Here is a 14,202-nt window from a genome sequence, read left to right as displayed (position 1 = left end):
GGTGTCAGTGGCCCACGGGACGGCGCGGCAGCGGTGACGAGTAGACGACGCTCGTCGTCACCGAGCCCAGTCCGCCGATCCGGCCCGAGACCTCCTCGAGGTGGCGCATCGAACGGGCCGCCACTTTGATCACGAAGCAGTCGTCGCCCGTGACGTGGTGCGCCTCCAGGATCTCCGGGGTCGCCGCCACCAGGTCGTGGAAGGGCTTGTAGTTGCCGGTGGGGTAGCGCAGGCGCACGAACGCCAGGATCGGCAGTCCGAGCCGCTCCGGATCGACCACGGCCGCGTACCCCTGGATGACACCGGCCTCCTCCAGCCGCCGCACCCGTTCGGTGACCGCGCTCGCGGACATGGAGACGGCACGCGCCAGTTCGGCGAAGCTGATCCGTCCCTCGCGCTGGAGGACGTCGAGGATGCGCCGGTCGGTGGCGTCCGGTGAATACGCGGCCATGGGCCATGGATAACAGGCGATTCCCCGGCCGATCAAGGAAAGTGCCGTGGATCGCCTGTTCAGGGCGGAGGTCCACGGCCGTACTTTTCTGCCATGACAGAGATCGGCCCTTCCCTCCGCACCGTCGCCGGAGCCGGCGGCACCAACGGTGTGCTCCGTGTCCCTCCGGCCCCTCCCGCCGCGGCCGCCGCCCACTTCCGCGCGAGCCTGGCCTTCCACACCGACGTGTCCGACGTCGCCGCCGCGCTCGCCGCCGGCGGTGACCCCGGTTTCGTCGTCCTCGACGCGCGCTCCACCGGGTCCTGGGACCAGGGGCACGTGCCCGGAGCGGTCCACCTGCCCACCGCGCTCGTCCCCGAGCAGGCCGAACGGCTCCTCGACAGGGCCGTCCCCGTCGTCACCTACTGCTGGGGCCCCGGCTGCGACGGCGCGGCCCGCGCCGCCCTCGCCCTCGCCGAACGGGGCTTCCGGGTCAAGGAGATGCTCGGCGGGTTCGAGTACTGGGTGCGGGAGGGCTTCGCGTACGAGACCCGGGAAGGGCCGGGGCGGCGTCCGGCCGACGCGCTGACGGCACCGGTGGGAGCGGACGCCTGCGGCTGCTGAGCCGGCACCGGACGTTCACGGACCCCGACGGCACACGACGGTGAGCAGACGGTCCGTACGGCACACGACGGTGAGCAGACGGCCCGTACGGTGCACTCGCCGGCCCGGTCCGGTTCCCTGGCTGGGCCGCCCGCTCCGGGGAGAGCGCCCGGAGCGTGCCCTCCAGGGACCGTGCCCCATGGGAGACGGTGTCGGGGAGCGGGCGCGCCCGGGGGCGGTCGGTGCCGGACTTCAGGGGCTGCGGAGCGGGATCACACGGCGTTCCTGGCGAGGCCGCCGTTGCTCATCAGCAACTGGCCGTTGATCCACCCGCCCTCGCGGGAGCACAGGAAGTCCACGAGGTGCGCGGTGTCCTGCGGAGTGCCGAGACGGCCGAGCGGGGTGCCGCGGACGCAGTGCTCCCGGACGTCCTCGGTCATCCAGCCGGTGTCGACCGGCCCGGGATTGATCACATTGGCGGTCACACCGAGAGGGGCGAGTTCGTGGGCGGCGGCCAGCGTGATGCGGTCCAGGGCTCCCTTGCTCGCTCCGTAGGGCAGGTTGCCGACCGTGTGGTCACTGGTGAGGGCGATGATCCGGCCGGTGCCCGCAGCCGCTGCGAAACGGCGCCCGAACTCGCGGACGAGCAGCCAGGTGGCGCGCGCGTTGACGGCGAAGTGCCGGTCGAAGCTCTCGACGGTGGTGTCGAGCAGACCGGAGTCGACCGACTCGCAGTGGCACATCACCAGCGCGGTGACACCGCCCAGCCGCTGTTCGGCCTCGTCGAAGACGTGTGCCGGAGCGTCCGGGTCGGCGAGGTCCGCCTCGATCGCCGCCGTGGCCGCACCGTGTTCGGCCAGGACCCTGCCGATCGCTTCGGCCGCGCCGGGCTCCCTGCCCCAGGCCATGCGGTCGTCGTAGGGGGGCCAGCGGGTGAAGGCGATGTCCCACCCCGACGCGGCCAGCCGGCGGGCGATGCCGGCGCCGATGCCGACGGTGCGGCCCACGCCGGTGACCAGCGCGAGCGGGCGGGCGGGGGAAGGGACCCGGCCGGGGGCGGACCTGTCCTGGTCGCTGTTCGTCGTCACGGTCCGGATCGTCCACAACCGGTGCGGGAGCGTCAACCGGAATTCGCCCGTTCCCGGCCCTTCCCGCCCACGCGGCCGTGGCCGGTCAGCGCGCCATCCCGAAGAACTCCTCGACCAGTTCGGCGGTGTTCACGTCCTGGCTGGTCCTGCCGAGCACGGCGGGCGCCTTCACGGGTCCGGGAACGGTGTGGCCGCCCCCGTGCACCGTGTACAGCACCACCGGCGGCCGCCCCTGCTGCCGGTGGTCGGTGCGCTCGACCGACGTCCGGCCGGACGAGCCCGGCCGCTTCGGCAGCATCCTGCTGACCGGCTCGGCCGTGATGCCGTTGCGGGCCGCGAAGTGGGCCGCGGTCCGCGGCGCCGACAGGCTCCGCCCGCCGACCCTGAACAGTGCCCGCGCCCACCGGCTCATCTCGCCGCCCCGGTAGTCGACGATCGGGTCCTTCGTGCCGTGGACCAGCAGCACGGGCAGGGGCGCGGGCGGCGCGCCGGACAGCAGGAAGTCCTCCGGTGCCGGCAGGGTCGCCGCGATCACCGCCGCGCCCGCGATCAGCTCCGGCGTCTCGTGGGCCAGGCGCATCACCATCTGCCCGCCGTTGGAGTAGCCGACGGCGAACACGCGGTCCGTGTCGATACGGTGACCGGCCGCCAGCCTCTCGATCACCGCCCGGGTGAAGGCGACGTCGTCGACGCCCTCCTTGCGGGCCGGGAAGGAGCTGCCGCGGCGCGCGTCGTTCCAGTTCCGCTTGTATCCGTCCGGGTAGACGACCACCGCCGCGCCCTTGTCCGCCAGTGCGTCGAAGGCCCTCCCGGTGAACTCCCGGTGCTTGTCCCCGGTCTGCTTCGACCCGTGGAAGACCAGTACGAGGTCGCGTGCGGGCTTGCCGTCCGCCGCCCCCACCACGGTGTAGGTGCGCTGTCTGCCGTTCACCTCGACGCTGTCGTGCCTCACTGTTCCTGTCCTTCCTGTGTCGCGGGCCGTCGGGCGAAGAGGCCGACGAGGGTGCGGGCGGTCCACTCCGGCGCCTCCTCCGGCGGGAAGTGCCCGGCCCCCGGATCCACCGCCCCGGTCACGTCGTCGGCGACCCGCCGCATGGCATGCTCGCCCGAGCCGCGCTCGCCGCCGGCGGCCGGCACCGGGCCGGTCGGAGGCCCCGCCGCCGCCGCGGCGGGCATCACCGGGCACCGGCCGTACCAGAACTGCAGCCAGGGGGCAGCAGCAGGAGCGCCGGTCCGTTCCCGCCGGTCACGGCGTGCAGGGTCAGGCCGTCCGCGTCGACGGTGCGGCTGGTGAAGGCGTCGGTGAAGCCGTCCGGCAGACGCGGGACATCGTTCTCGGTGAAAGGCACGGGGATCTCCGGAGAAGGAGCGGCGGGGCCGCCCGCACGAAACGGATGTTCTATCCGCTTCACCGTAGCACGAGCGGATAAGTCATCCGGTTATCCTGGTGCGCATGACCACCGTCCCGCTCCGCAAGGACGCCGCCCGCAACCGGCACCGCATCGTCGAGGTGGGCCGCCGGTTCGTTGACGAGGGGACGCCGATCCAGCTCAACGAGGTGGCGCGGGCCGCCTCGGTCGGGGTGGCCACGGTCTACCGGCACTTCCCCACGCCGGAGGCGCTGCTCGAGACCGTCGCCGCCCCCGGGCTCGAAGCGCTGGCCTCGCACGCCGAGCAGGCGCTGTCCGGCGACGACGCCTGGACGGCGCTGCGCGACTTCCTGTTCGCGGCCACCGACGCCCTGATCACCGACGCGTCGATGTCGCCGGTGTTCGCCGCGGCGGCGAGCACCCTGGCGCACACCACCGAGCTGAAGCAGCGGCTCGTCACACTGTTCGGGCAGCTCCTCGACCGGGCGCACGCGGCCGGCGCGGCCGACCCCGGCGTGACGCAGGCCGACCTGGTGCCGCTGATGTGCGGGGTGGTCCACGCGGCGACCGTCCGCCCGGCCGCGACCGACGCGGACCGCGCGGCCGCCGCCCGCCGCTACCTCACCGTCGTCCTGGAAGGACTCCGCGGCCACGCGCGATGACCGCAGGGCCGTGCGCGACGACCGCAGGGCCGCCGCCCGTCGTGGCGGCGGCCCTCGCACGTGCGGACGGGAGAGGGGCCCGTGACCGCTGTCCGCCGGCCGGCCCGGGCGACGACGGCCGCCCGCCGCCGACACGGGGCCTGCGGAGGCATGCCCACGGCCGGCGCCCCGGCGAGCCTCCGGCCGGTGCGGTACGCGACGGAAGGACGGCCGTCCACGGTGGCGGACCGGCCGTCACTCCTCCAGCCGGATCGCCGCGGCCGGGCAGACGGCCGCCGATTCCCGGACGCCGTCGTACTGGTCGGGGAACGGGCGGTCGGTGAGCAGTTCGACGATGCCGTCGTCGTCCTGGTCGAAGACCTCGGGGGCCATCAGGACACACTGTCCGGACGCGACGCACCTGGGCTGGTCGACTTCCACGCGCATGGGGTCTCTCGATTCCGCTCGTGAGGGGTGGGGGGTGTCACCAGGTGACGGGGAGTTCGTGGACGCCGTAGACGAAGCCGTCGTGCTTGAACCGCAGCCGGTCGACGTCGGTGGCCAGGGCCAGGGTGGGGATGCGGCGGTACAGGGTGCCGTAGACGACCTGGAGTTCGACGCGGGCCAGCGGCTGGCCCAGGCACTGGTGCACGCCGTACCCGAAGGCGACGTGGCGGCGCGCGTCGCGGGTGAGGTCGAGCCGGTCGGGGTCGGGGAAGGCCTCGGGGTCCCGGTTGGCGACCTCGCCGGCGAAGACGACACCGTCGCCCGCGCGGATGACCTGGCCGTCGATCTCGATGTCCGCCAGGGCCGCGCGGCGGCGCCCGGAGTGGACGATGGTCAGGTAGCGCAGCAGCTCCTCCACCGCCCCGGCCACCGTCCCGGGGTCCTCGGTGTCGCGCAGGAGGGCGAGCTGGTCCGGGTGGTGCAGCAGGGCGAGAGTACCCAGCGCGATCATGTTCGCGGTGGTCTCGTGGCCGGCGGCCAGCAGGAGGACGCCCGTCCGCGCGGCCTCGTGCCGGGTCAGCTGGCCGGTGTCCACCCGCTCGGTGGCGAGCGTGGAGAGCAGGTCGTCCCCGGGCCGGACGCGCTTGGCGCTCAGGAGGTCGTCCAGGTAGCCGGTGAGCGCGTCGGACGCCGCCAGCACGTCCTCCGGCGTCGAGGTGCGGCGGACGAGGACCTTGGTGTTGCGCTGGAAGAAGTCGTGGTCCTCGTAGGGCACACCGAGCAGCTCGCAGATGACCAGGCTGGGGACCGGCAGCGCGAACTCCTCGACCAGGTCGACCGGTCCCGAGCCGGCGAGCATGGTGTCGATCCGGTCGTCGACGATCTTCTGGATCGACGGGCGCAGGGCCTCGATCCTCCTGATCGCGAAAGGCGCCGTCACCATCCGGCGCAGGCGGGCGTGTTCCGGGTCGTCCATGGTGATGAACGAACGGCGGGTCCGGAAGTTCGACTTCGCGGCCGCGGTGGTGTGCGGATAGCCGGGGCTGCCGGGGTCGGCGCTGATGCGCGGGTCGCCGAGCAGGGCCCGCAGGTGGTCGTGACGGGTGACCAGCCACGGGCTCGTACCGTCCCAGATGCGCACTCTGGAGAGGGGCTTGTCCGCTTGCAGGTCCCGCAGGGCGGGGGCCGGGTCGAAGGGGCAGCCGGCCGCCCTGGGCGCCGGGTACTCGGGCGACTCGGCCGACGTGTCCGCCAGTGTCTCGGTCATACGCGTCTCCTCGACAGGGGGGTCACCCCACACTTCCGACAGCGTTAGGTGCCTAAGGCAACTGTTATGGACCGGGTCCGGTGGATCAACAGTGCCGCGCGATTCGCAGCCGCTGTTCGGCCATGATGCGACGTCACGGGCCGCCCGTCCTTGACGGGTCGATGTGCAAGCGGCCGCCGGGCGGCGCCCGCCGTCCGTACGGCGCGAATCACGGCGCCGGAGCTGCCCGTTCACCCCACCTGCGCGGAACACGGAACGCGTACCGCGACGCCCGGCTGCCCCGCGCCCCGGGCACAAGCCGTGCCGGATGCCGGGGCGGCTCGCCCACAAGGCGTCACGATCCGTGCGGGATCGGACCTCGGCCGACACGACCCGGAGTTCTCCGCCGCAAACATGGGACACCGTTCCACCGTGTGCCATGCCGCGCCCATGGGGCACCACCGTTCCACCGCGTGTCATGCCACGCCCGACGACACACCTTCCTCCTCGGCCGACCCTGTACCTCGCGGTCCCCCGGCGGCTCCGGCGCACACCGTCGAAGGTGGCCTGATTCGCCCTGCGGGGCCTCGGGCACGGTTGCGGTACGCGGAGATCGGTGCTTGTTCCCGAGCGGTGCATGTCGCCCTCGGCGTCCCACCGGCACGGCGCGACCGGGGACGGCCCTGCGCTCCCCGGGGCGACGGACTGCGCAGGTCGCGCCTCCGTGCACCCGCTCTTCAGGCCCTCTTGCGCCCTGCTGCGCGCTTGTACCGCCGTGTTTCGCTGTCATTGAGCTGGTGCCGATTTCCATGTGCAGTGGTGCACGAGAGAGCGAGGCCGGTCGTGCTCCGAGTCCCGCGACGTCCCACGACGGTCACCGGCCGTCGCGGCCCGCGCCCGGCACGCGTGGTGCTGCTGGTCCTCCAGGTCACCGCCGCCGTCACCGGCCTGGTCGCGGGCGGTGCCGCGCAGCGCCTCCTGGCGCCGGCCCTGCTCGCGGTCGTCGGCCTGCAACTGCTGGTCGTCAGCCGCGCGGCCCGTCGCGGGGACGGGCCCCGCGATCCCGGTCCGCCCCGGCGTCTGCGGGGCGTCCTGCGCACCGGACGTCCCGGCACCGCTCGGGCCCCCCGCGCCGCCGGGCCCGCGAAGGGGGCCGAACCGGCTCCCGGGCCCGGCGGACCGGCTCCGTCGACCCCGTACACGAGGAGGAACGCTTCCATGCGCGCTCTACGCCGCCGTCTCAGGACACACTTCGCTCCCGCCCCCACCCCCGCGCCCGCCACCGCCGGTGCGGGTGCCGCCGGTCCCCCGCCCGACGGGTCCGCTCCCCCGCCCGTCGTGGGGCGACGGGCAAGAACCCGCACCGTCGTCCTCATGACCGGACCGGCGGTGGTCGTGTCGATGGCCTACGTCGACCCGGGCAACTTCGCCTCCAACATGACGGCCGGCGCCCGCTACGGCATGATGCTGCTCTGGGTGATCGTGCTGGCCAACGTCATCGCGATGTTCGTGCAGTACCTCGCCTCCAAGGCCGGCATCGTCAGCGGGCGCTCCCTCGCCGAGCTGTGCCGAGACCACACGCCCCGGCCGGTGCGCTGGCCGCTGTGGGCACAGGCGGAGCTGGTGGCCATGGCGACCGACCTGGCCGAGTTCGTCGGCGGCGCGGTCGCCCTGCACCTGCTGTTCGGCATCCCCCTGCTGCCGGCCGCCGTGATCATCGGGGTGGTGTCACTGGTACTGCTCGCCCTGGCGCCGGACGGCAAACGCCGCTTCGAGGTCACCATCGGCGCCTTCCTGGTGGTCATCCTCGTCGCCTTCGTCTACCAGAGCCTGAGCAGCGGTTCCTGGGACGGGGCCGCCTCCGGGCTGACCCCCCGGTTCGCCGGCGCGGACAGCCTGCTGCTGGCCACCGGCATGGTCGGCGCCACGGTCATGCCGCACGCCATCTACCTGCACTCCGCGCTGGGCGCCCGGCACGCGGGCACCGGCCCCGCGCAGCAGCGCGCGCTGCTGCGCGCCAACCGCACCGGCATCGTCATCGCCCTGGGCGCGGCGGGCTTCGTCAACGCCACCATGCTCACCATCGCCGCCACAGCGTTCAGCGGGGCGAACAGCGACCAGACCCTGGAGAGCATCCACTCGGGCCTCGGCAGCATCGTCGGTCCCGGTGCGGCCCTGGCCTTCGCGCTGGCGCTGCTCGCCTCCGGCCTGGCCTCCTCCAGCGTCGGCACCTGTGCGGGCCAGGTCATCATGCAGGGCTTCCTGCGCCGGCAGGTGCCGCTGCTGGTCCGCCGACTGGTCACGATGACCCCGCCGCTGGTCGTGCTCGCCCTGGGCATCGACCCCACCTGGGCCCTGGTGCTCAGCCAGGTCGTGCTGTCCTTCGGCATACCCTTCGCGCTCGTACCGCTCGTGATCTTCACCTCGCGCCGGAGCGTGATGGGCCCGTTGGTCAACCGCCCGCTCACCACCGCGATCGGCACGGTGGCCGTCCTGCTCATCAGCGCGCTCAACGTCTTCCTCATCGGGATGGTGGCCACTGAAGGGCTGTGAGGGCCGACGGCGGGGCGGCCGGTCGCGCCGACGACGGCGGGAGGCCCGCCGAGGCTCCGTGGCCGTGGGCGCGAGAAGCAGGGACCGCCGGTGCGAAAGGCGCACCGGCGGTCCGGCCGGAGAGCGGGCGGGGAGATCTCCCCCGTCCCGGAGCCGGTCGCGCGGCGGCTCCGGGACCGGCCCGGCCGGGCCGGGTCACGCGCCGAAGGTGCGGACGACGAGCAGGATGTTGAGTCCGCTGATGACGGCGCTCACCACGACGGCCGCCACGGTGGTGGCGCGGCGGTTGGCCAGGGCGCCCATGATCTTCCTGCGCGCCGTGAAGACCAGCAGGGGGACGAGCGCGAAGGGGACCCCGAAGGAAAGCACGACCTGGCTCAGGACGAGCGCCTGGGTCGGTTCGACCCCCAGGGACAGGACCGCCAGGGGCGGGGCCATGGTCACCAGGCGGCGCACGGTCAGCGGGATGCTGCGCCCGAGGAAGCCGCGCAGGATGACCTGACCGGCGAAGGTGCCGACGCCCGAGGAGGCCAGCCCGGACGCGAGCAGGGCGAGCGCGAAGGCGACCGCGGCGCCGGCGCCCAGGGAGCCGCCCAGGCCGGCGTGGAAGGACTCCAGCGTCTCCTGCGTACCGCTCCCGTGCAGGGACGCGGCGGCGATGGTGAGCATGCTGGCGTTGACCAGCCCCGCGATGCCGAGCGCGATGATCAGGGCGGAACGGTGTGCGCGCAACTGCCGTCGCTTGCGTTCCCGGGAGAGGTGGGCGGGGCTGCGTGCCAGCGAGGAGTGCAGGTAGATGACGTGCGGCATGACGGTGGCACCGATCATGCCCGTGGTCAGCAGGATGCTCTGGGTGTCGGCGAAGCGGGGACGCATGCCGGACAGGGCGCCGCTCCACGCTCCGGCGGCCACCGCCTGGTAGACGAATCCGGCCAGGACGACCAGGAGCAGCGCGGCCGTCACGACCTCGAAGCGGCGGCGTCCCTCGGGGGCGAGGGTCAGCAGCACCAGCGACGTGAGCGCGACGATGAAGGCGGCCGGCAGCAGCGGGATGCCGAAGAGGATGTGCAGGGCCACGGCGCCGCCGACGAACTCGGCCAGGTCGGTGGCCATCGCGACGAGCTCCGCCTGTATCCACAGTGTCCGGTTCACGGCGCGGGGGGTGTGGGTCCGGCACAGCTGGGGGAGGTCCTGGCCCGTGGCGACGCCCGCCTTGCAGGCGAGGTACTGGACGAAGACGGCCATGACGTTCGCGGCGGCGATCACCCACAGCAGCATGGGCCCGTAGCGGGCGCCCGCGGTCATGTTGGTGGCGAAGTTGCCGGGGTCCACGTAGGCGACCGACACGACGAACGCCGGACCGAGCATCGCCAGGAGCAGCCGCAGCCGGGAGCCGTTCGCGGTCCTCGGCACCGGCCGGTCCGCGGCGACGGCTTCGGCCGCGAGGGTGGGCGGGCCGGTCGGCGGGGCGAGGGGGGTGTGCGGTACGTGTGTGGTGGAGGCCGGGTCAAGCATGCCGCCTCCCCTCTGCCAGGGAGGCGCGCCGCGGGAGGCCCGATCGGCGCACGGCGCGTACGGACAGGGTCCCCGCGAGGCCGGCCACCAGGAGGACGGCGGCCAGGACCTGGTGGGCCGTGGTGCCGTACACGAGTCCGGCCACGGCGGACAGTACGTACACACCGCTCAGTACGAGGCGGGACGTCGCGGAACGCGGCGGTGAGGAGAGCACGGAGTGGCGCATCGATGGTGTTCCCTTCGGAAACGGGCGTGCCGGGCCCGCCCGTGGGCGGGCCCGGCACGTGCCTCACTCGTCCGGCGTACCCGTGGTGGGCTTCATCGCGCCCTTGATCTTTCCCTTCAGGCCGGTCTCGGTGCCGAGCACGGGCCCCTTGGGTCGGCCCAGGCTGCCGTCGTAGGTGGCGTACAGCTTCGGGTCCGGCGGCGGGGCCTGGCCGACGTCGCCGAGCGGCTCCGGGGCGGTCAGCACGCTGAACTCGTGCTCGCCGTCCGGTGTCGGGCCGCCGGCCCACAGGCCGACCTCGGACTCGGCGCCGTCGGACAGGGCCCAGATCGTCTGCGCGTGCTCGCGGTACTCGACGTCCTCGAAGCCGCCGGGAACGACCACGCCCTCCAGGCCGTCCTCCTTCAGCTGCTCGATCGCGGCGAGCCACTGGTTCTGGTGCACGGTGTCGCGGGCGAGGTTGAACTTCAGCATGTCCTTGACGCCCGGGTCGTCGGTCATGTTGTACAGCCGGGCCGTCTGCAGCCGGCTCTGGGCCTCCGCGGCGACGTTGGCGTAGAAGTCGGCGAGGAGGTTGCCGCTGGCGACCGCGTAGCGGCCGTTCCAGGGGTAGCCGTTGCTGTCCGCGGGCAGCGCCGCCCCGCCGGCGATGATGGCCTGCTGGGGGTCCATGCCGCCCAGGACCGCCCCCACGGCCGGGTCGGAGGTCGCCATCTTCGTGGTCGCGGTGTTCGGTGCGCCCTCCAGGAGCCTGGCGATCATCGTGGCGAGCATCTCCACGTGACCGATCTCCTCGGTGGCGGTGTTCATGATCAGGTCTTTGTACTTGCCCTTGATGCGGGTGTTCCAGCCCTGGAACAGGTACTGCATCATCACGGACATCTCGCCGTAGGCACCGCCGACGAGTTCCTGCAGCTTGTGCGCGTACACCGGGTCCGGCTTCTCCGGCTTCGCGTCGAACTGCAGCCTCTGGGTGTGTCGGAACATGGTGTGCTCCTGTTCGCGGATGCGGTCTGAACGGCGGCGGAGCAGGCCCGTGCCGATGCCCGGCCGGCGCCTGCCCTTCCACGTCACGACGCTAGGCACCCGCCGTCACCGTGCTGTCTCCGTACGCCTACCGCCGGCGGGCACCCACCGTGTTCCCGCGCCCTCCCAGCGTGTCCGGCGTCGTCCGAAACCGAGAAAACACTTTTTCGGTCCAAGGAAAATTGCAGGTCAGGGGCTTGGTGCGCGGCCGGTGACGCCGCACCGTACACAGACGTGCGGGATTCACCGGAGGAAATGCCTTGAAAGGGGGGACCCGGCAGCAGGGACGGGGTGGTCACGCTCCGTCCCGGACACCCCCGACGATCCGACCGTCTCCCGGAAAGCATGAGGAGCCATGGCAGTCACCACTCTCCACCGTGATGACCCCTCCCGGCCCTGGGCGGAGATGTCGCTGCTCGGCCATTTCACGGTCCGTTTCCCCGACGGGAACGCCTACCTGGCCCCTGTCACCCAGAAGCTGCTGGTGCTGCTCGCGATCCATCCGCAGGGGCTGCCGCGCAGCAGTGCGGCGGCGCTGCTGTGGCCCCATCTGCCCGACAGGCGCTCCGCCGCCAGCCTCCGCTCCGCGCTGTGGCGCCTGTCCCGCACCGACGGGTCCCACCACGTAGTGACCTGCGACAACGATCGCCTCCAGCTCGACCAGCGGGTCCGTGTCGACCTGCACGCGGCCCACCGCATCGTGCGCGACCTCGGCAGCGACCGGCTCGCGGCTTCCTGGCCGACGGTGCCCGTCCAGCTGTGCCAGGACCTCCTGCCCACCTGGAGCGAGAACTGGCTGATCGTGGAGCGCGAGCACTTCCGCCAGAAGCGTCTGCACACCCTGGAGGCCTGCAGCAGGCGGCTGCGCGAGGCCGGGGAGATGAGCGCGGCCATGGAGTTCGCCATGGCCGCGCTGGAGGCGGACCCGCTGCGCGAGAGCGCCCACCGCTGCGTGAGCGAGATCCACCTCGCCGAGGGGAACGTCGCGGACGCGCTGCGCTTCTACGAGACCTACCGGCGCCAGCTGCGCGAGGAGCTGGGCCTGGCGCCCAGCAACGACTACCGCGGCCTCCTCGCACCGTACCTGCGGCGCCCGCTGGACTCCGCACAGCGGTCCCGGCACAGCGCCTGACCGCCGGCGGGCGGATCGGGCCGGTAGCCGATCCGGGCGGCGCCGACCGCGAGCGGGACGGCGCACTCGGCCGCGAGGACCGGGGCCGCCGGCCGGGGCCAGGGGGCCGGCGGTGCCGAACGGCCGGCCACGTGCGCCGGTCCGCTCCCGGCCGCCACCCCGGCCACGCATCCCACGACGGCCGTGCCGGCGTGCAGCGCCGGGGACAGGACTGCCCCGGCGAGGCCGGGGCACTGTCATATCTACAGCCTTGTAGATATGACAGATGTGGAGAGGGACACCATGGAGATTTCGGGGATCTTCGCCGCGATCGTGATCGGTATCGTGATCGGCGTTCTGGGCCGCCTCGTCCTGCCCGGCCGTCAGCACATCGGGGTGCTGTGGACCATCCTGGTCGGCGTCGTCGCCGCGCTCATCGGTACCGCGGTCGCCGGCGCCCTGGGGGTCGCCGACACCGGCGGCGTGGACTGGATCGAGCTGGCCGTCCAGATCCTCCTCGCCGCCGTGGGCGTCGCGGGAGTGGAGCGCCTCAAGGGCCGCCGCTGAGGGAGCCGGGCGGCCCGCGGGGCCCGCCGGTCCCCCGGCCTACCGGAGTCCGGCCGTGAACTCGCCGAGCCGGGCGAGCCCTTCGCGTAGCTCGTCGGCCGACGCCGCGTACGAGAGGCGGACGTGGCTCTGCGCCGTGTGGACGCCGAAGTCCCTGCCCGGCGTGAGGGCGACGTGCGCCTCCCTCAGGGCCCGCTCGCAGAACTGCCACGAGGTGAGCCCGGTGCGGCCGACGTCGAAGTAGACGTAGAAGGCGCCGTCGGGCGGGACGGGGACCGGCAGTCCGATCCGTTCCAGGCCGTCGAGGACGAGCGCGCGCCGCTCGGAGAACTCGGTGCGGCGGGCCTCGCAGACCGCGAGGGACTCGGGGGTGAAGCAGGACAGGGCGGCCTGCTGGGCGGGGGCGGACGCGCACAGGAAGTAGTTCTGCGCCAGCCGCTCCACGGCCGGCACCAGTTCCTCGGGGACGACACACCATCCCAGTCTCCAGCCGGTCATGCCGAAGTACTTCGAGAAGCTGTTGACGACGACGGCGCCGGGGTCGTACGACAGCACGCTGCGCGGCGGCCGGCCCGCGTCGTCGTGGTCGGCGAGGCCGAGGTAGATCTCGTCGACGAGGCGCCACGCGCCGCGTTCGCGCGCGAGGTCGCAGACCGCCGCGAGCTCTTCGGCCGGCATCGTGGTGCCCGTCGGGTTCGACGGAGTGGCGATCATGACGCCGCGCGTGCCGGCCGTCCAGTGCGCGCGGACCGACGCCGCGTCCAGCTGGAACCGCGTACCGGCCGTGGTGGGAACGAGGGCTACGCGGGCGCCGAAGCTCTCGGCGATCTGCCGGTTGCACGGGTAGGACGGGTCACCGATGAGCACCTCGTCGCCGGGGTCGACCAGCGCGGCGACGGCCAGCACCAGGGCGGCCGAGGCCCCCGCCGTCACCACGACCCGCGAAGGGTCGACCTCCACACCGTGCCGGTCGCGGTAGAACCGTGCGACGGCCTGTCTCAGAGCGGGGAGTCCGAGGGCGGCGGTGTAGGGCATGGGCCGTCCGTCCATGGCCTCGCGCATCGCCTCCAGGACGGCCGGGGGCGCGCCGAAGTCCGGTTCGCCGAGGCTGAGCTTGACCACATGGTGTCCCCGGGCCTCCAGGGCGGCGGCCTGCTTGCTGAACTCCATGGCGTGGAACGGGGCGACGGCCCGGGCACGTTGCGAGATCCGGACACCGCTCATGCCGTGGCCTCCGGTGTGACGGCGGACGGGAGTGCCGGGACGGACCGGTCGGCCGGAACGGCGGCCCCGATACGGCCGGCGGGTTCGCGCCCGCCGCGGGCGGTGGCGGTCCGGCCCGTCCGGGCCGGCGCGGAGGCCGTGCGGAGGCCTGCCGC

Annotated in this window: 16 protein-coding genes; 5 read left to right on the top strand and 11 right to left on the bottom strand. The window is 73.2% G+C overall.

What is annotated here, in order from left to right; all coding sequences use genetic code 11:
• Positions 1-4: 4 nt before the first annotated feature.
• Positions 5-451 (bottom strand): Lrp/AsnC family transcriptional regulator, encoded by a 447-nt coding sequence (locus IE271_RS06025; RefSeq protein ID WP_190189126.1) that lies wholly within the window; start codon positions 449-451, stop codon positions 5-7.
• 93 nt (positions 452-544) lie between these two features.
• Between IE271_RS06025 and IE271_RS06020 the strand changes: the two genes are divergently transcribed.
• Entirely contained in the window at positions 545-1,054 is a 510-nt protein-coding gene (locus tag IE271_RS06020) for a rhodanese-like domain-containing protein (RefSeq protein WP_190189125.1), read from the top strand.
• A 251-nt stretch (positions 1,055-1,305) separates the two neighbouring features.
• Here the strand turns inward: IE271_RS06020 and IE271_RS06015 are convergent, their stop codons facing one another.
• The 4 genes from IE271_RS06015 to IE271_RS41705 form a co-directional block, all read right to left on the bottom strand.
• On the bottom strand, positions 1,306-2,121 hold the full coding sequence (locus tag IE271_RS06015) for an SDR family oxidoreductase (protein WP_190189124.1): 816 nt from the start codon (positions 2,119-2,121) through the stop codon (positions 1,306-1,308).
• Between the two features lie 85 nt (positions 2,122-2,206).
• Positions 2,207-3,073: a CE1 family esterase gene (locus tag IE271_RS06010; protein WP_190189123.1), complete on the bottom strand. Its 867-nt coding sequence runs from the start codon at positions 3,071-3,073 to the stop codon at positions 2,207-2,209.
• Positions 3,070-3,297: an alpha/beta fold hydrolase gene (locus IE271_RS41710; RefSeq protein WP_229919158.1), complete on the bottom strand. Its 228-nt coding sequence runs from the start codon at positions 3,295-3,297 to the stop codon at positions 3,070-3,072. Before IE271_RS41710 ends, IE271_RS06010 begins: the two co-directional genes overlap by 4 nt.
• Positions 3,297-3,470 carry a hypothetical protein gene (locus tag IE271_RS41705; RefSeq protein ID WP_229919157.1) on the bottom strand — a complete coding sequence of 58 codons (174 nt, stop codon included), beginning with the start codon at positions 3,468-3,470 and terminating at the stop codon, positions 3,297-3,299. The genes IE271_RS41710 and IE271_RS41705 overlap by 1 nt, the downstream gene beginning before the upstream one ends.
• Positions 3,471-3,574: 104 nt before the next feature.
• Here IE271_RS41705 and IE271_RS06000 point away from each other — a divergent pair, with 104 nt between their 5' ends.
• Entirely contained in the window at positions 3,575-4,153 is a 579-nt protein-coding gene (locus IE271_RS06000; RefSeq protein ID WP_190189122.1) for a TetR/AcrR family transcriptional regulator, read from the top strand.
• Positions 4,154-4,387: 234 nt separating this feature from the next.
• On the opposite strand, the gene IE271_RS05995 is transcribed toward IE271_RS06000, so the two are convergent.
• On the bottom strand, positions 4,388-4,579 hold the full coding sequence (locus IE271_RS05995; RefSeq protein ID WP_190189121.1) for a ferredoxin: 192 nt from the start codon (positions 4,577-4,579) through the stop codon (positions 4,388-4,390).
• A gap of 37 nt (positions 4,580-4,616) precedes the next feature.
• Positions 4,617-5,846: a cytochrome P450 gene (locus IE271_RS05990; protein ID WP_190189120.1), complete on the bottom strand. Its 1,230-nt coding sequence runs from the start codon at positions 5,844-5,846 to the stop codon at positions 4,617-4,619.
• An 885-nt stretch (positions 5,847-6,731) separates the two neighbouring features.
• Here IE271_RS05990 and IE271_RS05985 point away from each other — a divergent pair.
• Positions 6,732-8,378, top strand: a complete 1,647-nt coding sequence (locus IE271_RS05985; RefSeq protein WP_229919156.1) for an Nramp family divalent metal transporter — start codon at positions 6,732-6,734, stop codon at positions 8,376-8,378.
• Positions 8,379-8,573: 195 nt separating this feature from the next.
• On the opposite strand, the gene IE271_RS05980 is transcribed toward IE271_RS05985, so the two are convergent.
• From IE271_RS05980 to IE271_RS05970, 3 genes are all read right to left on the bottom strand, one after another.
• A complete protein-coding gene (locus IE271_RS05980; RefSeq protein WP_190189119.1) occupies positions 8,574-9,893 on the bottom strand; it encodes an Nramp family divalent metal transporter in 1,320 nt (439 codons plus the stop codon).
• Positions 9,886-10,119, bottom strand: a complete 234-nt coding sequence (locus tag IE271_RS05975) for a hypothetical protein (RefSeq protein ID WP_190189118.1) — start codon at positions 10,117-10,119, stop codon at positions 9,886-9,888. The genes IE271_RS05980 and IE271_RS05975 overlap by 8 nt, the downstream gene beginning before the upstream one ends.
• A gap of 63 nt (positions 10,120-10,182) precedes the next feature.
• Positions 10,183-11,106, bottom strand: a complete 924-nt coding sequence (locus IE271_RS05970) for a manganese catalase (RefSeq protein ID WP_190189117.1) — start codon at positions 11,104-11,106, stop codon at positions 10,183-10,185.
• Between the two features lie 394 nt (positions 11,107-11,500).
• Between IE271_RS05970 and IE271_RS05965 the strand changes: the two genes are divergently transcribed.
• Together IE271_RS05965 and IE271_RS05960 are read left to right on the top strand one after the other, a co-directional pair.
• Complete coding sequence (locus IE271_RS05965; protein WP_190189116.1) at positions 11,501-12,277, top strand: AfsR/SARP family transcriptional regulator; 777 nt, start codon at positions 11,501-11,503, stop codon at positions 12,275-12,277.
• Positions 12,278-12,559: 282 nt separating this feature from the next.
• The gene (locus tag IE271_RS05960) at positions 12,560-12,823 is read left to right on the top strand and encodes a GlsB/YeaQ/YmgE family stress response membrane protein (RefSeq protein ID WP_190189319.1); all 264 of its coding nucleotides are present in this window, start codon (positions 12,560-12,562) and stop codon (positions 12,821-12,823) included.
• Between the two features lie 39 nt (positions 12,824-12,862).
• Here IE271_RS05960 and IE271_RS05955 read toward each other — a convergent pair whose 3' ends face one another.
• Positions 12,863-14,047 (bottom strand): pyridoxal phosphate-dependent aminotransferase, encoded by a 1,185-nt coding sequence (locus tag IE271_RS05955; protein ID WP_190189115.1) that lies wholly within the window; start codon positions 14,045-14,047, stop codon positions 12,863-12,865.
• Between the last annotated feature and the right edge of the window lie 155 nt (positions 14,048-14,202).

Source organism: Streptomyces minutiscleroticus, from assembly GCF_014650875.1.
GTDB classification, from domain to species: domain Bacteria; phylum Actinomycetota; class Actinomycetes; order Streptomycetales; family Streptomycetaceae; genus Streptomyces; species Streptomyces minutiscleroticus.
This window is presented reverse-complemented; position numbering and strand designations above follow the sequence as displayed.